This is a genomic window from Pseudoxanthomonas sp. Soil82 (assembly GCF_040446535.1).
GTDB lineage: Bacteria > Pseudomonadota > Gammaproteobacteria > Xanthomonadales > Xanthomonadaceae > Pseudoxanthomonas > Pseudoxanthomonas kaohsiungensis.
In genome coordinates this window covers 1,196,168-1,216,150 of record NZ_JBEAAK010000001.1, presented here as the reverse complement: position 1 = coordinate 1,216,150, position 19,983 = coordinate 1,196,168, and the positions used below count along the sequence as shown (strand labels likewise).

At 69.6% G+C, this 19,983-nt stretch carries 15 protein-coding genes; 3 read left to right on the top strand and 12 right to left on the bottom strand.

What is annotated here, in order from left to right:
* Window positions 1-533: 533 nt before the first annotated feature.
* The 10 genes from tolA to ABKA19_RS05420 all read right to left on the bottom strand — a co-directional run bounded on the left by tolA (window position 534) and on the right by ABKA19_RS05420 (window position 12,071).
* Window positions 534-1,529 carry a cell envelope integrity protein TolA gene (gene tolA / locus ABKA19_RS05465; RefSeq protein WP_353688003.1) on the bottom strand — a complete coding sequence of 332 codons (996 nt, stop codon included), beginning with the start codon at window positions 1,527-1,529 and terminating at the stop codon, window positions 534-536.
* Entirely contained in the window at window positions 1,519-1,953 is a 435-nt protein-coding gene (gene tolR / locus ABKA19_RS05460) for a protein TolR (RefSeq protein ID WP_353688002.1), read from the bottom strand. Before tolR ends, tolA begins: the two co-directional genes overlap by 11 nt.
* 37 nt (window positions 1,954-1,990) lie before the next feature.
* The gene (tolQ, locus tag ABKA19_RS05455) at window positions 1,991-2,767 is read right to left on the bottom strand and encodes a protein TolQ (protein ID WP_353688001.1); all 777 of its coding nucleotides are present in this window, start codon (window positions 2,765-2,767) and stop codon (window positions 1,991-1,993) included.
* Between the two features lie 90 nt (window positions 2,768-2,857).
* A complete protein-coding gene (gene ybgC, locus ABKA19_RS05450) occupies window positions 2,858-3,301 on the bottom strand; it encodes a tol-pal system-associated acyl-CoA thioesterase (RefSeq protein WP_353688000.1) in 444 nt (147 codons plus the stop codon).
* Window positions 3,302-3,915: 614 nt separating this feature from the next.
* The gene (locus ABKA19_RS05445) at window positions 3,916-4,392 is read right to left on the bottom strand and encodes an REP-associated tyrosine transposase (RefSeq protein WP_353687999.1); all 477 of its coding nucleotides are present in this window, start codon (window positions 4,390-4,392) and stop codon (window positions 3,916-3,918) included.
* 408 nt (window positions 4,393-4,800) lie between these two features.
* On the bottom strand, window positions 4,801-6,753 hold the full coding sequence (locus ABKA19_RS05440; RefSeq protein WP_353687998.1) for an ATP-binding protein: 1,953 nt from the start codon (window positions 6,751-6,753) through the stop codon (window positions 4,801-4,803).
* Complete coding sequence (locus tag ABKA19_RS05435) at window positions 6,750-8,987, bottom strand: GGDEF/EAL domain-containing response regulator (RefSeq protein WP_353687997.1); 2,238 nt, start codon at window positions 8,985-8,987, stop codon at window positions 6,750-6,752. Before ABKA19_RS05435 ends, ABKA19_RS05440 begins: the two co-directional genes overlap by 4 nt.
* A gap of 274 nt (window positions 8,988-9,261) precedes the next feature.
* Window positions 9,262-10,995, bottom strand: coding sequence for a type IV-A pilus assembly ATPase PilB (gene pilB / locus ABKA19_RS05430; RefSeq protein WP_353687996.1), 1,734 nt, complete (start codon window positions 10,993-10,995; stop codon window positions 9,262-9,264).
* A gap of 161 nt (window positions 10,996-11,156) precedes the next feature.
* Window positions 11,157-11,576, bottom strand: a complete 420-nt coding sequence (locus ABKA19_RS05425) for a pilin (RefSeq protein ID WP_353687995.1) — start codon at window positions 11,574-11,576, stop codon at window positions 11,157-11,159.
* Between the two features lie 75 nt (window positions 11,577-11,651).
* Entirely contained in the window at window positions 11,652-12,071 is a 420-nt protein-coding gene (locus ABKA19_RS05420) for a pilin (protein WP_353687994.1), read from the bottom strand.
* Between the two features lie 563 nt (window positions 12,072-12,634).
* On the opposite strand from ABKA19_RS05420, the gene ABKA19_RS05415 reads away from it, so the two are divergent.
* The 3 genes from ABKA19_RS05415 to coaE all read left to right on the top strand — a co-directional run bounded on the left by ABKA19_RS05415 (window position 12,635) and on the right by coaE (window position 15,616).
* Complete coding sequence (locus ABKA19_RS05415) at window positions 12,635-13,894, top strand: type II secretion system F family protein (RefSeq protein ID WP_353687993.1); 1,260 nt, start codon at window positions 12,635-12,637, stop codon at window positions 13,892-13,894.
* Window positions 13,895-13,915: 21 nt separating this feature from the next.
* Complete coding sequence (locus ABKA19_RS05410; protein ID WP_353687992.1) at window positions 13,916-14,779, top strand: prepilin peptidase; 864 nt, start codon at window positions 13,916-13,918, stop codon at window positions 14,777-14,779.
* 222 nt (window positions 14,780-15,001) lie between these two features.
* Window positions 15,002-15,616 carry a dephospho-CoA kinase gene (gene coaE / locus ABKA19_RS05405; RefSeq protein ID WP_353687991.1) on the top strand — a complete coding sequence of 205 codons (615 nt, stop codon included), beginning with the start codon at window positions 15,002-15,004 and terminating at the stop codon, window positions 15,614-15,616.
* A gap of 122 nt (window positions 15,617-15,738) precedes the next feature.
* On the opposite strand, the gene ABKA19_RS05400 is transcribed toward coaE, so the two are convergent.
* Together ABKA19_RS05400 and secA are read right to left on the bottom strand one after the other, a co-directional pair.
* Window positions 15,739-16,686, bottom strand: coding sequence for a Nudix family hydrolase (locus ABKA19_RS05400; protein WP_353687990.1), 948 nt, complete (start codon window positions 16,684-16,686; stop codon window positions 15,739-15,741).
* A gap of 448 nt (window positions 16,687-17,134) precedes the next feature.
* Complete coding sequence (gene secA, locus ABKA19_RS05395) at window positions 17,135-19,885, bottom strand: preprotein translocase subunit SecA (RefSeq protein ID WP_353687989.1); 2,751 nt, start codon at window positions 19,883-19,885, stop codon at window positions 17,135-17,137.
* Between the last annotated feature and the right edge of the window lie 98 nt (window positions 19,886-19,983).

Below are 19,983 nucleotides of genomic sequence, written 5' to 3'. Positions count from 1 at the left end.
CATGCACCGGCCGGGCTCAGCGGTCCTGGGCCTCGGAGTTGCGCCAGCCTGCACCGGCACGATGCTCCTGTAGGAGCCGATTCATCGGCGACCCGAGGCGGCTGGGATGCCGACGGATCATCGCGACCCGTGGCACCGCGGTCGCCCATGAGGATGGGCTCCTACATACACACATGCACCGGCCGGGCTCAGCGGTCCTGGGCCTCGGAGCAGCGCCAGCCTGCACCGGCGCGATGCTCCTGTAGGAGCCGATTCATCGGCGACCCGAGGCGGCTGGGATGCCGACGGATCATCGCGACCCATGGCACCGCGGTCGCCCATGAGGATGGGCTCCTACATACACACATGCACCGGCCGGGCTCAGCGGTCCTGGGCCTCGGAGTTGCGCCAGCCTGCACCGGCACGATGCTCCTGTAGGAGCCGATTCATCGGCGACCCGAGGCGGCTGGGATGCCGACGGATCATCGTGACCCGTGGCACCCGGGTCGCCCATGAGGATGGGCTCCTACGCACACACACATGCACCGGCCGGCTCAGCGGTCCTGGGCCTCGAAGTTGAGCGTCAGGTTGCGCTGGAACACGTTCTCGAACCCGCGATAGGGCAAGGGCTGGGCGCGAAGGACGGCGGCCTCGAGCGAGCGGCGGCCCGCGTCGTCGAACGGGCAGCCCGCCTGCACCTGGACGTCGATCACCTCGCCACCGGGCAGCTGACGGATCGAAACCCGGCAACGCTGTCCCAGCGGCACCGTGTCGGGCCGGATCCACTGCGCGGTCACCGCCTGCTGGATCGCCGCGGCGTACTTGGCGGTGAGGTCCTCGCTGGTCCCGCCCTGCCCCGGCGTGCCCTGGCTGGGCGTGGCCGCGGCGGTCTGCCGCTGCTGCACCTGCTGCAACTGGCGCAGCTTCTGCTCGGCCAGCTCGGCCTGGCGGGCGGCCTGCTCGCGTTGCCTGCGGATCTCGGCCAGCTTCTTCTGCCGTTCGGCTTCCTCGGCCTGCGCCGCCAGCCGGCGCTGGTTCTCGGCCGCCTTCTGCTTCTCGCGCTCCTCGGTCAGGTCGACCTGCTCCTGGCGGCGGCGCTCTTCCTGTTCGCGCTCGGCCTTCTCCTGGGCGATCGCATCGCGGCGCGCGGCGTCCTGGTCGACGGTGTCCGGCTCGGGAATGAACTCCTGGGCCTGCTGCTGCGGCGCCACCACCGCATCCTGCGGCCGCGGTTCGGGCAGCGGCTGCGGCGGCGGCACGGTTTCCTCCGGCGCCAGCTCGGTCATCGGCTGCGGCAACGGTTCCGGCTTGGGCTTGGGCGCATCCTCGGCGCGCTGCTGCGCGGCGGCGATGTCGGACGCCGACATCACCAGCGAGGCCTCGATCACCGGCGAGCCGGCCGCCGGCTCCACCTGCCGCTGCGGCGACCACCACCAGGCCACCCAAAACAGCAGCGCGACCAGCAGGTGCAGGGCGACCGCCAGCGCGAACGGGCCGGCCAGCCCGCCCTCGCGGTCGCCGGGATGGCGGTAGAAGGCGTCAGCGTGCATTGCCACCCGGCTGGCTCATCAGGCTCACCCGCGGCACGCCGGCCTGCTGGACCAGGACCATGGTGTCCATGACCTTCTGGTACTCGGTCACGCCCGGCGCAGCGACGAACACCGGCACGTCCTTGTTCTGGGCGACGAAGGCGGCCAGGCGCGCGGTCAGCTCGGTGGCGTCGATGCCCTCGGGCTTGCCGCCCTGAAGGGTCAGGAAATAGCGCCCCTCGGCGTCGACGGTGACGATCACCGGGTCCTTCTTGCTGTCGACCGCTCGCGCCTGCGACTGCGGCAGGTCCACGTCCACGCTCAGGCTCAGCAGCGGCGCGGTGACCATGAAGATGATCAGCAGCACGAGCATCACGTCGATGTACGGCACGACGTTGATCTCGGACTTGAGCTTGCGGCGCTTGTGGCGGGTCATCATCGTCATTGCATGCTCCTTCCGTCCGGGCGGTGCGGGCGGCGGATCATTCTTCGGCGCCGGCCTGGCGCTGCAGGATCGAGCTGAACTCGTCGGAGAAGCTCTCGTAGCGCTGCGACAGCCGGTCCACGCGGGTGGTGTAGCGGTTGTAGGCCCACACCGCCGGAATGGCCACGAACAGGCCGATCGCGGTGGCGAACAGCGCCTCGGAAATGCCCGGCGCCACCGAGGCGATGCCGACCTGGGCTCCCTGGCTGACCATGTCGTGCATGGTCACCATGATCCCGAACACGGTGCCGACCAGGCCCACGTAGGGGGCGGTCGAGCCGATGTTGGCCAGCAGCTCGAGGTTGCGCTCCAGCGCGCCGACCTCGCGGGTGTAGGCCACCCGCATCGCCCGTTGCGCGCCTTCCAGCTGCGCGCGCGGATCGTGCCGGCGCTTGTCGCGCAGGCGGGTGAACTCGCGGAAGCCGGCCTCGAAGATCGCCTCCAGGCCGCCGACCACGCGGTTGCGGTCGGTCGCCGAGGCGTACAGCTTGCCCAGCTCGGCACCGGACCAGAACCGGTTCTCGAACTCGTCGGCCTCCTGGTCGGCGGCCTTGAAGCTGCGCAGCTTGCGGAAAATGATCACCCAGCTGATCAACGAGCCGGCCAGCAGCAGCAGCACGATCAGCTTGACCGGCAGGCTGGCGCGCAACATCAGGTCCAGGTAGTTGATGCCACCATGCGCGGCGGTGGCCGCGGCGCCTGCCGCGGCGGCGGCCGCCTCTTCAGGCAGCGCCTCCACCACGGTGGCCACCAGGGCCAGGATCGATCCGGTCATCCTTCCGTTTCCTCTCTCGGTTCTATTGTCTGTTGCGGTGGACCGCCCGGGGCGGGTTGCAGGCCGGTGCCGGGTGGCCCTGGCGAGGGGTCACTCCTTGCGACCGTCCTGCAGCGATTTCAGTTCCTGGTACAGCGACTCCTCCACTGGGCAGGGGCGGAAGTCCTCCGCCCGCAGCGCCGCGACCTTGACCTCGGCCGCCAGCAGCAGTTCCTCCCCGCGCAGGATGCGCTGGGTGAAGACCACGCTGGCGCGGCCGACGCGGGCCACCTCCGCGGTGACCTCGAGCAGGTCGTCCAGCCGCGCCGGGCGGAGGAAGTCCAGCCGCATCGAATGCACCGCGAACACCAGCCCGGCCTGCTGCAGCGCCTGCTGGCCCCGGCCCATGGCCCGCAACGCATCGCTGCGGGCCCGTTCCAGGAACGCGACGTAACGGGCGTGGTAGACCACGCCACCGGCGTCGGTATCTTCCCAGTAAACGCGTATCGGAATGCTGAACATCGGCGGGCCGCATCGGATCGACCCGCAAAGCATGACCGCTGCCCGCTTTCGCGGCCAGCCCTGGGGCTTCCGTATCGGCAACCGCATCGCTTGTCGTAGGAGCCCATCCTCATGGGCGACCCCGCGCGGCCGGCGAATTCGATGGCTCGCCCGCCTTCTCCCCGCCTCGGGTCGCCGATGAATCGGCTCCTACAAAGAGCGGCGCCGATTCCTGTAAGAGCCCATCTTCATGGGCGACCCCGCGCGGCCGGCAGATTCGATCGCTCGCTCGCCTTCTCCCCGCCTCGGGTCGCCGATGAATCGGCTCCTACAAAGAGCGGCGCCCATCCCTGTAGGAGCCCATCTTCATGGGCGACCCCCGCGGCCGGCAGATTCGATCGCTCGCCCGCCTTCTCCCCGCCTCGGGTCGCCGATGAATCGGCTCCTACGAAGAGCAGCGCCTATCCTGTAGGAGCCCATCTTCATGGGCGACCCGCGCGGCCAGCGGACTGGATGGCTCGCCTGCCTTCTCCCCGCCTCGGGTCGCCGATGAATCGGCTCCTACAAAGAGCAGCGCCGATTCTGTAGGAGCCCATCTTCATGGGCGACCCCGTGGCCGGCGGATTCAATGGCCCGCCCTCCCCGCCCCTCGCCGGTGAACCGGCCCCCTACAGGAACGCGCTGTCCCAGAAGGGGTAGTCGCCAATGCGCTCCACCAGTCCTGCACGCAGCGGATTGGCAACGATGTAGCGCGCCACGGCGAACAGGTCGTCCTCGCAGCGGAGTGCGCGGTCATGGAAGGCGGGCTCCCAGAGGGGGCCGGCGCGGGCCAGCATCCGGTTGGCCCGGACCCCGGAGGCGGCCTTGAGTCGCGACACCACCCGCTCCAGCGGCATGCATTCGCCCATCTGCAGCAGCCAGTGCCCGTGATCCGGCATCAGCACCCAGGCCAGCAGCCGCGCATCGGCCAGCGCGACCTGATGGTGGAACGCCCGCACCGCCTCGCATCCGACGTGGAAATCGGCGAACCATGGGCGACGCCCGAGCGTGCTCGCGGTGACGTGGTAGACCTGCCCCGGCAACGACACCCGCCCGCGCCGCAGTGCGCGGTGTCCCCGGAAGCGGTCGTCGACATGCATGTCCATGCGGCCAGCGTGCCGGCGCCACGCAGGCCGGCCCAGCGGAGCACCACACGCCGGCGGGTAGGAATGTCCCGCGCGTCACGGTGGGCCCCGCTAACCCTTGGCGTGGGCCGCCCGCGGACCGGGCGACGGGCGACGGGCGACGCCCGCGTCGGCATCTTTCGCCGGGACGACGCCAGAACCCGGGCCAGGGACACGGAGCCTCACCCGGCACCTAACTCGAGCCGCCCCTGGAACCGCCTGCGGCCGCGGAGCCGACGTCTCCACACCCGGGCAAGCCACGGAAGGGCCAAGCGGCCGACATAACGACGAGTCGCCCGGTTCCGTGCGGCGGTCGCCACCCGCGCGCTGAGCCGCAGGACGACTTGGCGCGTTGCCCGAGCCGCGCGGAAAGGCGTTCGAGCCGCGCCGCTACGGCCCCGGCCGCGCCGGCCCGGTGCGCGGGATGCGCACGGTGAACACCGTGCCGGAGGGCGCATCCGCGCTTCCGTCGTCCCCGCGCCGGCGGCTGCGCACGCGCACCTCGCCCCCCAGCACGTCGGTCACCACCTGGTGGACGATGTGCAGGCCCAGGCCGGTGCCGCCGCGGTGGCGGGCGGTGGTGAAGAACGGCTCGAACACCTGCGCCAGGGCCTCTGGCGCGATGCCGGCACCCTCATCGGCCACCTCGATCACCGCGTACGCCGGTCCGTCGGCGCGCGCGGCCAGGCGGATGCGACCGGGCCCGCCGGCCGGATAGCCATGGGCCAGCGCATTGCCGAGCAGGTTGGCCACCACCTGTTCCAGCGGTCCCGGATAGCTGTCCATGACCACGTCCGGCTCCAGGTCCAGCTGCACGGTGACGCCGTCGATCGATTCGCTGCGGTGCAGGCGCGGATCCGAATCCAGCACCGCCTCGGCCAGGTCGAACCGGCGCCGCTCCAGCGTCGCCCGGTCCACCGCCACCTGCTTGAAGCGCTGGATCAGCGCGGTGACGCGGCGCAGTTCGGCCTCGGCCAGCTCGCCGGCCTGCCCGCCATCGGCCAGGAACGCCTCCAGGTCCGAGCGGCGCAAACCGTCCTGCAGCTGCCGCGACAGCCTGGCCACGCCGGCGCGCAGCGTGCCCAGCGACAGCCGGATGCTGCCCAGCGGGGTGTTCATCTCGTGCGCCACGCCGGCGACCATCAGCCCGAGCGAGGACAGGCGCTCGGCGCGCGCCAGGCCTTCCTGCACGGTGTGCAGCCGGTCGTTGGCTTCGGCCAGCGCCGCATTGGCCGAGGCGAGCGCGGCATTGGCCTCGCGCAGCCGCGCCAGGTATGCGGCCTCGCGCGCCAGGCCGCGCGCGATCACCAGCACCACCGCCGCGCCCAGGGCCGCGGCCAGCACGGTCAAGGCGGCGAGCAGCGCCTTCCAGCGCTTGGCCGCCGGCGCCTGCGGCCGCACCAGCACCCGCAACTGGCCGAGGGTGGGATCGGCATGGGCCAGCAGGTCGCCCTCGGCGCCGCCCCAGGCGGCCTGCAGGGTCGAAAAACTCCACTGCCGCCAGTGCCCGGCCGGCTGCGCCTGCATCGCCTGCCACAACGCAGGATCGAAGTGGCCGACCGTGCGCTGCGGGCGCCCGACCTGCCAGCCCCAGGCGTCGTCCGCCGTGGGTCCCTGCAACCAGTAGCCCTGCGGATGCACCAGGTAGAGCACGAACCCGGACCGTTGCGCCTGCTCCTTCAGGCGGTCCAGCAGCATCTGGCCGTGGATGTTCACCACGACCACGCCGGTCCCGCCGTCATGGCTCCGGAACGGCGACGAGGCGCGCAGCGTCGGACGCAGCGGCCGCTCGATGCGTCCGCCCTCGACGTTGAGGTCCAGCGGCGACAGGTGCACCTGCCCGGGAAGCAGGGCCAGTCCTTGCAGGAAGAAGGGACGGTCGCGCTTGTCCTGCAAGGCGTCCGGTTCCAACTGGACGACCGCGCCACCGTCGTAGTCCAGGCGCAGGCGTTCGCGGCCGCCTTCGTCGATCCAGCGCACCTTGTGGTAGCGCGGGCCGGCCTGCAGGAATGCCGAATAGGTCTGCACCAGCGGCGACCCGGCGGCATCGCCGGCGTCGAGCAGGCGCGGGGTCAGCCGGGCCAGGAAGCCGGTGTCCTCGCGCAGGCGCGCCATCCAGCGCAGGGTCGTCTGTGCGGCAGTGGCGACCGCGTCGCGACCGGCCTGCTGGGCCTGCAGCGCGACCGCGCGCTCGACCTCGGTCCACAGCAGCGGGAAGCCCACCAGCAGGATGAGCGCCCAGGGCGCGGCGATCAGCGCCATCCGCCGCGGCTGGGCCCGCACCGCCACCCAGGCGGCGCGCCAGTCGCGCCGGAACGCCCGCCAGCGCGCGCGGAGCCTCAAGCCCGGCCCGCCTGCGCGCGCAGGCGCTGCAGGAACGCTTCCGGCGGTTCCGGCCGCGCGAACAACCAGCCCTGCGCGCAATGGCAGCCATGGGCCTGCAGCCACTGCGCCTGCAGCGGCGTCTCCACGCCTTCGGCCAGCACGTCCACGCCCAGCCGCCGGCCCAGGGCGATGATCATGTCGGCCACGCTGCGCTCGCCCGCGCCACTGCCGATCTCCGCGGTGAAGCCGCGGTCGAGCTTGAGCCGGCTGACCGGCAGCGAGTGCACGTAGCGCAGCGAGGAATAGCCGGTGCCGAAATCGTCCACCGCCACCGGGAAGCCGAGCCGCCGCAGCCGCGCCAGCACCTCGCGGCCGGCCTGGTAGTCGGTCATCACCGCGCCTTCGGTGATCTCCACCTCCAGCCGCCGCGGCGACAGCCCGTGGCGCTCGACGATCGCCAGCAGTTCCTCGACGAATTCGCCGCGCCGCAGCTGCAGGGGCGAAACGTTCACCGCCACGGTCTGCTCGCCGAAGCCGGCAGCGGTCATCGCCCGCAGCGCCTGGCAGGCCTGCTCGATCACCTGCGTGCCCAGCGGCACGATCAGGCCGGTGGCCTCGGCGATGGGGATGAAGCGTCCCGGCGGCACCTCCACCCCGTCCTCGCCGGTCCAGCGCGCCAACGCCTCGGCGCCGACCACGCGGCCGTCGGCCAGCGACACCTGCGCCTGCAGCTCGATCCGGATCGCGCGCTCGCCGACGGCGCGGTACAACGCGCGCGATTCCAGGAACCGGCGCCGGTTGTCGCGCTCGGTCTCCGGGCTGTAGTCGACCACCCCGTGCCCGCCGCTGGCGCGCAGGCCGCGCAGCAGCAGCAGGCCGGCCGAGGTGGCCTCGCGCGCGGAGCCGTGGTAGCCGTCCAGCGCGATCCGCGCCGCGTCCACGCCCAGGAACGGCAGTGCGTGGTCGTTGTCCACGCTCTCCAGCGCCGCCACCGGATCGGTGGCCAGCATGTCCGCGGGGCCGAGCACGGCGAAGGTGCCCTCGTGCAGGCGCGCGACGAGGCACGGCGGCGGGTACAGCTCGCGCAGCCGCTCGGCCATGCGGCCCAGCAGCAGGTCGCCCTGCTCCGGCCCGAGCGCCAGGCTGCCATGGGTGTACTGGCCCAGGTCCACCATCAGCATCGCCTGCCCGCTGGGTCCTGGCGCGTCCAGGTGGCGCTGCAGTTCGCGCTGCAGCAGGTTGCCGTTGGCGATGCCGAGCAGCCCGTCCTGGTAGGCCACCTGGTCCAGGCGCGCGGCCAGGTCGACATTGACCATGCCGGCGTTGGCATGGGTGGCGAACACGCGCAGCAGCTCGCGCTCTTCAGCGTCGACCTGGCGGCCGGTGGCCAGGTACACCGCCGCGTCCGGCGAGGACGCGTCGCCGTCGAAGAACAGCACCTGGCTGGCAGGCGTTCCGATCGAGGTGCGCCCGCCCAGCGCGCGCAGCAGCAGGTCGCGCACGCCGGCCTCGTCGACCTCGTGCAGGCGGCGCATGTTCAGCGCGGCGAAGCGGCCGGCCGCGCCGACCACGCGCGCCTGCGGCGCCGGCGCCTCGGGGTGCTCGGCGCGCACGCAGACCAGGCCTTCGGGTGGCACCTGCAGCAGTTCGGCCAGCTCGTGCAGCATCCGCTGCGAGAAATCGCCCAGGTCGCGCAACCCGGCCAGCTGGCGTCCGGCGTGCACGATCCGCTGCAGGCCGCGCTTGGCCCGGCCCAGCGCGTGGATCTCGCGCCAGGTGCGCAGGTTGCCGGTGAGCACGCCCTGCAGGCGCTCGCGGTGCAGGTCGGTCTTGAGCCAGTAGTCACTGATGTCGAGCTGGTCCAGCGCCTGCTGCATCGGCGCCACGCCGGGCTGGCCGGTGACCAGGATGATCCGGACCTCGCGGTCGCCCAGCTCCTCGCGCACGGCGCGCACCAGGCGCAGGCCGGCGTCGTCGGTCTCCATGACCACGTCGAGCAGGATCGCCGACACGCCGGGCGTACGCGCCAGCAGCACCTCGGCCTCGGCGGCACTGGAGGCGGTGAGCAGCTGCAGCGGGCTGCCCTGGAAACGGAAGTCGCGCAGCGCCAGCCGCAGCGACTGCTGGAAGGCGGGATCGTCGTCGACGCTGAGTATGGTGAAGGGCACGACCCCGGACGGGTCATGGTCACTGCCGCGTTCGGGCTCGAACGCCAACATCGCCTCATCGCCCGGACGGGCGTTTCCACTCATGCCTTCCCCCCTCGCGGCGGAATCCTTCGCCGGGCCGACACTGTGCTGCGAGCTTACCCCAGCACGCGTGGCGACCGGTCACGCACTGCTCACACTTCCCTTAACGGCCAGCGCCCCCGCCCCTGTAGGAGCCCATCCTCATGGGCGACCCGACGACGCACGGGATCGTCGATGCATGGAAGGCGACGCCACCGGCATGCCGACGGCGCCGCATCACCGATGACGCCCGCTCCGCGATGCCGCCCGGCACGCACGGGACCATCCCGCCCACCGCTCAATCCTTGGTGACGCGATTGATCTCGGCCAGGCTGGTGATGCCATTGCGGCATTTCATCAATGCGGATTGGCGCAGGTCGCGGATGCCGGACTTCTGCGCGACCTCGGCGATCTGCATGGCGTTTCCGCCCTCGAGCACGATCTCCTGGATCGCATCACTCATCGGCATGACCTGGTAGATGCCGGTGCGGCCCTTGTAGCCCTCGGTGCACTCGTCGCAACCGACCGCTTCGAACAGGGTCACGCCGGCCTTGATCTCGGCCTCGGTGAACCCCTCGGCCAGCAGCGCATGTTCCGGCAGTTCCACCGGCTTCTTGCATTTGGAGCACAGCCGCCGCGCCAGGCGCTGGGCGATCACCAGGGTCACCGAGGAGGTGATGTTGTACGGGGCGATGCCCATGTTCATCAGGCGCGCGATGGTCTGCGGCGCGTCGTTGGTGTGCAGGGTCGACAGCACCATGTGGCCGGTCTGCGCCGCCTTGATCGCGATCTCGGCCGTCTCCAGGTCGCGGATTTCGCCGACCATGATGATGTCCGGGTCCTGGCGCAGGAAGCTGCGCAGCGCCGCGGCGAAGGTCATGCCGCGCTTGGTGTTCTGCTGCACCTGGTTCACGCCCGGCAGGCGGATTTCGACCGGGTCCTCGACCGTGGAGATGTTGCGCACGTCGTCGTTGAGGATGCCCAGCGCGGTGTACAGCGACACCGTCTTGCCCGAACCGGTCGGGCCGGTCACCAGCACCATGCCGTAGGGCTTCTGGATGGCATCGAGGAACAGCTTCTGCTGGTCCTCCTCGTAACCCAGCTTGTCGATGCCCAGCTTGGCGGCGCTGCCGTCGAGGATACGCAGCACCACCTTCTCGCCGAACAGGGTCGGCAGGGTACTGACGCGGAAGTCGATCTGCTTGGTCTTGGACAGGTTGAGCTTGATGCGGCCGTCCTGGGGGACGCGCTTCTCGGCGATGTCCAGTTGCGCCATCACCTTCAGGCGCGCGGCGATGCGCGGACTCAGCTTGACCGGGGCCTTGGCCACCGACTTGAGCAGGCCGTCGATGCGCAGGCGCACGCGGTACTCGCTCTCGTAGGGCTCGAAGTGGATGTCCGACGCCCCGCGGCGGATCGCGTCGATCAGCACCTTGTTGACGAACTTGACCACCGGGGTGTCGTCGCCCTTGGCGTCGACGCCGGACTCCGAGCCGGCTTCATCATCACCACCGCCGACGTCGAGGTTGTCTAGTCCCTCGTCGTCGCCGCCAGCGAGGTCCCCGCTGATCTGACCACCGGCGTTCTGCCACTGCTCAAGCGTGCGCCGGATCTGGTCCTCGTCCACGAGGATCGCTTCCACCACCAGGTTGGTATGGAACTGCAGCTCGGCCAGTGATGCCGTCTGAGTCGGATTACTAATTCCCACGAACAGCTTGTTGCCACGCTTGAACAGCGGCAGCACGTGATGCTTCTGGATAAGCTCCTCGCTGACGAGTTTCAGCGCATTCTGCGCAACGTCGAAGGAGGAAACGTCCAACAGCGGCATGCCGAACTCGACCGCGTTCGCGGCCGCCATGTGGGCGGGAGCCACTAGCTTCTTATCGGATATCCATTGCGCCAGCGGCACCTTGGCAGCGGCCGCCTGCGCCATCGCGGTCCGTGCGGCGCCCTCCTCGAGTACGCCGTCCTGCACGAGGCGGCGGGCGATGCCTGTGATACCTACCAGATTGGCGTTGACCGCGGCGTTCATGGGGTTTCCTTCCAGTTGCACCGAAGGAAGATACCGCAATCCCCGTGCCACTTGCGGACGCCAGCAGCGCGCACTGCTGAATCACGACAGCGCGGAGGCTGGGATGGCGCTGGGCTTGTCGCGCGCAGGTGGGGCGCAAGCGACCTCAAAGCCGGAACAACTCAGGATCGGCACTCGCTTGGACGATACCTGTTTTCGAGCGAACCCCCGGTGCAGGTCCATTCCACCCGGTCCGTGGGCGGCGTTCCTGCGACCAAGGCGGGTGAAGGCAGAAAGATGATGGTCCCATTGCCGGCATTGGCCCGCATGGTGACGGTGATCTGCGCCGTGGCGGCGTCTATGGCAATGCTGGTGACGCTCTTTGTCCCCGTCGGGAACACGAATCCCTGCGCGAAGGGCCGGCCTGACGCGGCATTCTCGACCACGGTGGTCTTGGCATCCGCCAGGAGGCTCAAGCCCTCCACCACGCGGGAGCGTATGACGTAGTCCTGATAGGCCGGAAAAGCCACGGCGGCCAGGATGGCGATGATCGCTACCACGATCATCAGCTCGATGAGGGTGAATCCCTTGGCATGGCGCATCGTTTTCCCCTTCGACGCGATCTCGCAGGCACCAAAAAAAGAGCCCCGGCCAATGGCCGGGGCTCGTGCAACGAATTAGCTACGGCATTCGGCCGGACGGTACTTCTGCTGCAGCGTGCCGCCGGTGCAGTTCCAGTCGATGCGGTCGGCCGGCGGGGTGCCGGCAACGAGCGCCGGAGCCGGGGTGAAGACGATGGTGCCGCCGCCCGCCGCAGCGGTGGTGGTGGCGGTGATCACGCCCGTGGCCGAGATGGCGACGGTGGTGAGGTTCTTGGTCGCAGCCGGGGGGGTGAAGCCCTGGGCCAGCGGACGGCCGTTGGCGGCATTCTCGGCGACCAGGATCTTGGCCGCCGACGCGGCGGTCATGGCCTCGGAAACGCGCGAGCGGACCACGTAGTCCTGGTACGCCGGCAGTGCGATGGCGGCCAGGATGGCGACGATCGCGACCACGATCATCAGTTCGATCAGGGTGAAGCCCTGCATGTTCTTCTTCATGGTTCAAATCCCCTAGAGCGGTTGGTGGTTAGGACACTTTGCCTTCCGGACCCGTGTCCTTTCCGGAGCGCGGGCAATGCGCGGCGGGTAGCCACGTACGATGATTCACGCACATGTCGTGCCAACTTCGGGCTCCCCGAACGAGCGTGTTCAGTCTACCAGCCGTTTGCCGCTAACGACCGGTCATGGGCCACGTTCGGGGAGTGACCGTGGGCACAGGGGCGGTTGTGACCGAAAACGTCATAAAGTGACCATGTAGGTCATGCTCGGAGCCGAGGCTGGCCAGATGGGATGCCGGACCGTCGCAGGTTTGGGGCAACGGCCTTGGCGGGAGCCCCGTTCGCGGGAAGGACCTGGCGGTCGCCCTGGAACCGGGCCACAGAGCGTCGCGGCCTCTTACGAAGGGATAGGGCCGCCCGCGAGAACGGGCTTCTGCACATACAAGTGGCGGGGAGCGGTCCGGCGCCTTGGAGGAAGCGTGATGGGGGTGGCTGTCAGGGGCCGCTTTAGCGGCTACCATGCGGCGACATGCCGGCGTGGGGAATGCCGGCGGGGAGACCAGAATGTCCGCGACCCGCAGTGCCGTGAAGAAGACCGTGCCCGTCGAACGGGACACTAACCGGCTGATGCCTTTCCTCTGGGAGGGCACCGACAAGCGCGGCGTGAAGATGAAGGGCGAGGCGCCGGCCAAGAGCGCCAACATCCTGAAGGCCGAACTGCGCCGCCAGGGGATCACCCCGACGGCGGTCAAGGCCAAGCCGAAGCCGCTGTTCGGCTCCGCCGGGTCCGTGATCACCCCCAAGGACATCGCCTTCTTCAGCCGGCAGATGGCCACCATGATGAAATCCGGCGTGCCCATCGTCCAGGCGCTGGAGATCATCGGCGGCGGCCACAAGAATCCGCGCATGAAGGCCATGATCGGCCAGATACGCAGCGACATCGAAGGCGGTTCCTCAATGTACGAGGCGATCTCCAAGCACCCGGTGCAGTTCGACGAGCTTTTCCGCAACCTCGTGCGCGCGGGCGAAGGCGCCGGCGTACTCGAGACGGTGCTGGACACCATCGCCAGTTACAAGGAGAACATCGAGGCGCTCAAGGGCAAGATCAAGAAGGCGCTCTTCTACCCGGCGATGACCGTCGCGGTAGCGATTATCGTCAGTGCCATCCTGCTGATCTTCGTCGTGCCGCAGTTCGAAGCGGTGTTCCGCGACTTCGGCGCCGACCTCCCGGCCTTCACCAAGCTGATCGTGGCAGCGTCCGATTTCCTGGTGTCTTACTGGTACCTGATCCTTGGGCTGATAGTCGGCGGCTTCTTCACCTTCTTCTTCTTCTACAAGCGGTCTCCCGCCTTCCAGCATTTCCTGGACCGCGCGATCCTCAGGGTGCCGGTCATCGGCCCGATCATCCACAATAGTGCGATCGCCCGGTTCGCGCGTACCACGGCGGTGACCTTCAAGGCCGGCGTCCCGCTGGTCGAGGCCTTGGAATCGGTAGCCGGCGCCACCGGCAATACGGTCTACGAGAAGGCGGTGCTTCGGATCCGCGACGACGTGGCCGTGGGCTACCCGGTCAACCTCGCGATGAAGCAGACCAACCTGTTTCCACACATGGTCATACAAATGACCGCGATCGGTGAAGAAGCAGGCGCCCTCGATGCCATGCTGTTCAAAGTGGCGGAGTACTACGAGCAGGAAGTGAACAACTCCGTCGACGCGCTGGCCAGCCTCATCGAACCGATGATCATGGTAGTGCTGGGCGTCTTGATCGGCGGCATGGTGATCGGCATGTACCTGCCCATCTTCAAGCTCGGCGCAGCGATCTAATAACAAGAAGAACCACCCCGCATGGCATTCCTCGACCAGCAGCCTTTGCTGGGCTACCCGCTCGTTGCCGCCGTCGGCCTGGCCGTCGGCAGCTTCCTCAACGTGGTCATCCTGCGCCTGCCCAGGCGGCTGGAGTGGGAGTGGAAGCGCGACGCGCGCGAGATCCTGGAGCTGCCGGAAATCTATGATCCGCCGCCACCCGGGATCGTGGTCGAGCCTTCGCACGACCCGGTCACCGGCGACCGGCTGAAGTGGTGGGAGAACATCCCGGTCTTCAGCTGGCTGGCGCTGCGCGGCCGCTCGCGCTACAGCGGCCAGAAGATCTCCGCGCAATACCCGCTGGTGGAACTGCTGACCGGCCTGCTGACGGTGCTGTGCGCCTGGCGTTTCGGCTTCGGCTGGCAGGGCTTCGGCGCGATGGTGCTGACCTGGTACCTGATCGCCTTGTCGGGCATCGACCTGCGCACCCGCCTGCTGCCTGACAGCCTGACCCTGCCGCTGATGTGGCTGGGCCTGGTCGCCAGCCTGGACAACCTGTTCATCCCGGCCAAGCCGGCCCTGCTCGGCGCGATCGTCGGCTACGTGTCGCTGTGGAGCGTGTGGTGGCTGTTCAAGCAGCTCACCGGCAAGGAAGGCATGGGCCACGGCGACTTCAAGCTGCTGGCCGCGCTCGGCGCGTGGGTGGGGCTGAAGGGGATCCTGCCGATCATCCTGCTGTCGTCGGTGGTGGGCGCGGTGATCGGCTCGGTCTGGCTGGCCTACAAGGGCCGCGACCGCGCCACGCCGATCCCGTTCGGTCCGTATCTGGCGATCGCCGGGTGGATCGTGTTCTTCTGGGGCGAGCAGATGATCGGCGCGTACATGCGGGTATCGGGCCTGGGGTAGGAGCCGATCCTCATCGGCAACCCCACGCTCGCCGCCACCGCCCGCGGCACCTCGCGGTCCGACCCGCCCGTGTCGCCCATGAAGATGGGCTCCTACGCAAGGCGCGTGCTCCTGTAGGAGCCGATCCTCATCGGCGACCCCACGCTCGCCGGCACCGCCCGCGGCACCTCGCGGTCCGACCCGCCCGTGTCGCCCATGAGGATGGGCTCCTACAATGCGGGCATGAGCGATTTCATCATCGGCCTCACCGGCGGGGTGGCCTCGGGCAAGAGCGAGGTCACGCGGCGGTTCGAGGCGCTGGGCGTACACGTGGCCGATGCCGACGTGGTGGCGCGGGCGGTGGTCGAGCCGGGCCAGCCGGCGCTGGCGCGGATCGCCGAGCGGTTCGGCGCCGGCATCCTGCTCGCCGACGGCCGCCTGGACCGGCGCCGGCTGCGCGAACAGATCTTCAGCGACCCGCAGGCGCGCGCCGACCTGGAAGCGATCACCCATCCGGCGATCCGCCTCGCGCTGGAGCACGAGTGCCGCGTGGCGGCCGGCCCGTATGCGATCGCCGCGATCCCGCTGCTGGCCGAGGCCGGGGGGCGCGCCGCGTATCCGTGGCTGGGCCGCATCCTGGTGGTGGATGCGCCGGTGGAGCTGCAGCGCGCGCGCCTGATGCGGCGGGATGGCGTCGACGAGGCGCTGGCCGGGCGCATGATCGCCGCGCAGGTATCGCGCGAGGCGCGACTGGCCATCGCCGACGACGTGCTGGTCAACGACGGGCATCCGGATCACCTGGAGACACCCGTGCGCGACCTCGACGCCCGCTACCGCGCGCTGGCGTCCCGTCTGTAGGAGCCCATCTTCATGGGCGACCCGGCGCGGGCCGGATCACCTGCGGCCCCCGCCATCCGAGCGTCCACGGTGTCGCCCATGAAGATGGGCTCCTACAAAACAAGGATGAAGCCCGGAAGCCGTTATGGCCACAGGCTGCGTATGGCGGCAATGCCCTGTGCGCCGTGGCCGCGGGCCACGGGCAGGTCGTCGACGGTCAGCCCGCCAATGGCGTAGATCGGCAGCGCGACCTGTTCGCGCAGGGCGACGAAGCCGTCCCAGCCCAGTGTCCTCGCGCCCGGATGGGTCGCGGTGTCCTTCACCGGCCCGAGGACGGCGAAGTCGCAACCCAGCGCCTGCGCCTGGCGCAGGTCATCCAGGTCGTGGCAGGACGCGCCGACCGGCACGCCGGCGGGCAGCGGCCGCGCGGCCAGGCCGGCCAGCTGCTCGCTGCCCAGCTGCACGCCCACGCCGAGCTCGGCGGCCAGCGCGATGTCGCGGTTGAGCAGCAGCCCGGCGCCGGCCTTGCGGCAGTCCTCGGCCACCGCGCGGGCCAGGGCGGTATACGCCGCCGGCGCCAGGCTGCGCGCGCGCAGCTGCACCCGCTCGATGCCGTCGGCCAGCGCGCGCGCGAGCGAGTCGCGCCAGGCGGCCGGTTCGTCGCCGGGCTCGGGGGTGACCAGGTAGCGGTCCGGCTGGCGCAGCGCGCCCACCACGGGCACGTCGGCCGAGGGCATCGAGTACCGCGCCAGCCGTTCGGGGGCGACCCAGGTCAGGGCCTGGCCCTCGCGTCCGCGCGGTGTGCCTTTCCAGCGCGGGATCACGCGCACTTCTAGGCGCAGGCGCTTGCCGGGGTACTCCTGCGGCACCTCGATCAGCGCGTCGCCGACTTCGGCCTCGATGCCCAGCTCCTCGTGCAGCTCGCGCGCCAGCGCCGCTTCCGAACTCTCGCCGGGCTCGCGCTTGCCGCCGGGGAATTCCCAGAGGCCGGACAGGTCGCTGTCCTCGCCGCGGCGGGCGAGCAGCACGCGCCCGCGCACGTCGGTGAGGACGCCGGCGACGACGTGGATCGAGCGGAGCGGGCTTTCCATGGGATCAGCTTACCCGGGAAGGCGGCCCTCCCGGAATTACACCCCTCGTGTAGGAGCCCATCCTCATGGGCGACGCCGGGACGCATCGGATCGTGGGACGACTCGGTCGGGCGGCGTGCGTCGGGTCGCCGATGAGGATCGGCTCCTACAGGAGCACGCACCTTGTGTAGGAGCCCATCCTCATGGGCGACGCCGGGACGCACCGGATCGCGGGACGACTCGGTCGGGCCAGCGTGCGCCGGGTCGCCGATGAGGATCGGCTCCTACAGGAGCGCGCGCCTTGTGTAGGAGCCCATCTTCATGGGCGACACCGGGGACGCATCGGATCGCGGGTCGACTCGGTCGGCCAGCGTGCGTCGGGTCGCCGATGAGGATCGGCTCCTACAGGGAGCGCGACGGCCTTTTCATCGGCGGCGACCCGGGTCCCGGGTCGCCGATGGGCATTCGGTCAGGCCAGCTGGCCGTGGCAGTGCTTGTACTTCTTGCCGCTGCCGCACGGGCACGGGTCGTTGCGGCCGACCTTCGGCGCCTCGCGCACGACGGTGCCGGCGGCGGCGGTGCCCATCACGCTGGCGTGGCGCTCGCGCTCGATCGCGGCGACCTCGTCCTCGGTGTCGTAGCCGGCCGCGGCGGCGTGCTGGAACTGGGCCTGGCGCAGCCGGGCCTCGGCCTGGGCGCGCTCCTGCGCCTCCAGCTCGGCGATCTCCTCTTCGGTGCGCACGCGCACCCGCGCCAGCAGGGTCACCACCTGGCGCTTGACGTTCTCCAGCATCTCCGAGAACAGCTCGAAGGCTTCCTTCTTGTATTCCTGCTTGGGCTGCTTCTGCGCGTAGCCGCGCAGGTGGATGCCCTGGCGCAGGTAGTCCATGCGCGCCAGGTGCTCCTTCCAGCCCTGGTCGAGCACGGTCAGCATGATGTGCTTCTCCAGCGCGCGCGCGGTCTCGGCGCCGAGCTGCGCTTCCTTCTGCTCGAACATCGCCGCCACCGCATCCTGCACGTGGCGCTCGATGCCCTCGGCGTCCAGCTCCTCGGCGCCCTTCACCAGGCCCTGCAGGTCCAGGCGCAGGCCGATCTCGCCTTCCAGCGCCGCCTCGAGGCCGGGCAGGTCCCATTGCTCGTCGACCGAGTCGGCCGGCACGTAGCGGGACACCAGCTCGGCGACCACGTCGCCGCGGATGCCGTCGATGTTGTCCTTGACCGAATCGGCATCCAGCAGTTCGTCGCGCTGGGCGTATATCACCTTGCGCTGGTCGTTGTTGACGTCGTCGAAGTCCAGCAGGTTCTTGCGGATGTCGAAGTTGTGCGCCTCGACCTTGCGCTGGGCCTTCTCGATCTGGCGGCTGACCAGCTTGTCCTCGATGACGTCGTCTTCCTTCATGCCCATCATCCGCATCGCCTTCTGCACCCAGTCGGAGGCGAAGATGCGCATCAGGTTGTCTTCCAGCGACAGGTAGAAGCGGGACGAGCCCGGGTCGCCCTGGCGGCCGGAGCGGCCGCGCAGCTGGTTGTCGATGCGGCGCGACTCGTGCCGCTCGGTGCCGACGATGTGCAGGCCGCCGGCCTCCTTGACCTGGTCGTGGCGCTTCTGCCACTCCCGGCGGACCTTGGCCTTGTCCAGCGCGCTGGCTTCCTCGCCCAGTTCGTGCAACTCGGCTTCCAGCGAACCACCGAGCACGATGTCGGTGCCGCGGCCGGCCATGTTGGTGGCGATGGTCACCGCGCCCGGGCGGCCGGCGTTGGCGACGATCTGCGCCTCGCGCTCGTGCTGCTTGGCGTTGAGCACTTCGTGCACGACCCCGGCCTTGCGCAGGTAGTCGGAGAGCATCTCCGAGGTCTCGATCGAGGTCGTGCCCACCAGCACCGGCTGGCCGCGCTTGAAGCAATCCTCGATGTCGGCCAGCACCGCGCGGAACTTGCCCTCGCGGTTGAGGAACACCTGGTCGGGATGGTCCTTGCGCTGCACCGGCTTGTGGGTCGGGATCACGATCACTTCCAGGCCGTAGATGCTCTGGAACTCGTACGCCTCGGTGTCGGCCGTGCCGGTCATGCCGGACAGCTTCTTGTACATGCGGAACAGGTTCTGGAAGGTGATGCTGGCCAGGGTCTGGTTCTCGCGCTGGACCGGCACGCCCTCCTTCGCCTCCACCGCCTGGTGCAGGCCGTCGGACCAGCGGCGCCCGGCCAGGGTGCGGCCGGTGAACTCGTCGACGATCACCACTTCGCCGTCGCGCACGATGTAGTCCACGTCGCGCTGGTAGATGGCGTGCGCGCGCAGCGCGGCGTTGAGGTGGTGGACCACCGACAGGTTGTTGGCCCCGTACAGGCCGTCGTCCTCGCCGAGGATGCCGGCGCGGCGCAGCAGCAGCTCGGCGTGCTCCATGCCGGCCTCGGACAGGTGCACCTGCTTGCCCTTCTCGTCGACCCAGTAGTCGCCCTCGCCTTCCTCGGCCTCCTGGCGCTTGAGCTGCGGCACGATGCGGTTGACCCGGATGTACAGCTCGGGCGATTCGTCGGCCGGGCCTGAGATGATCAGCGGGGTGCGCGCCTCGTCGATCAGGATCGAGTCCACCTCGTCGACGATGGCGTAGTGCAGGCCGCGCTGGAAGCGGTCGGCCTTCGACAGCGCCATGTTGTCGCGCAGGTAGTCGAAGCCGAATTCGTTGTTGGTGCCGTAGGTGATGTCGGCGGCGTAGGCGGCCTTCTTGTCCGAATGCGGCATGCCCGGGTAGACCACGCCCACGCTCAGGCCGAGCCAGTTGTAGAGCTTGCCCATCCAGGCCGCGTCGCGGCGGGCCAGGTAGTCGTTGACCGTGACCACGTGCACGCCCTTGCCTTCCAGGGCGTTGAGGTACACCGGAAGGGTACCGACCAGGGTCTTGCCCTCGCCCGTGCGCATCTCCGCGATCTTGCCCAGGTGCAGGACCATGCCGCCGATCAGCTGTACGTCGTAGTGGCGCATGCCCAGCACGCGGTGGCTGGCCTCGCGGCAGACCGCGAACGCTTCGGGCAGGACGGTGTCGAGCGCCTCACCGGCGGCGATACGCTGCTGGAACTCCGGGGTCTTGGCCTTGAGCGCGTCGTCGGAGAGCTTCTTCATCTCCGGCTCGAGCGCGTTGATTTTGGCGACGATGCGGTCCAGCTGGCGCAGGAGCCGTTCGTTGCGGCTGCCGAAGACACGGGTGAGCAGTTTGTTGATCATCGATGAGGCCGGTTGGGAATGAACGCCCGGGTCCGGCGCGGTGCGTCGGATCCTGCGGACAGCGCGCAACCGGCCCTGTCCGGGGCAACATGCCATTG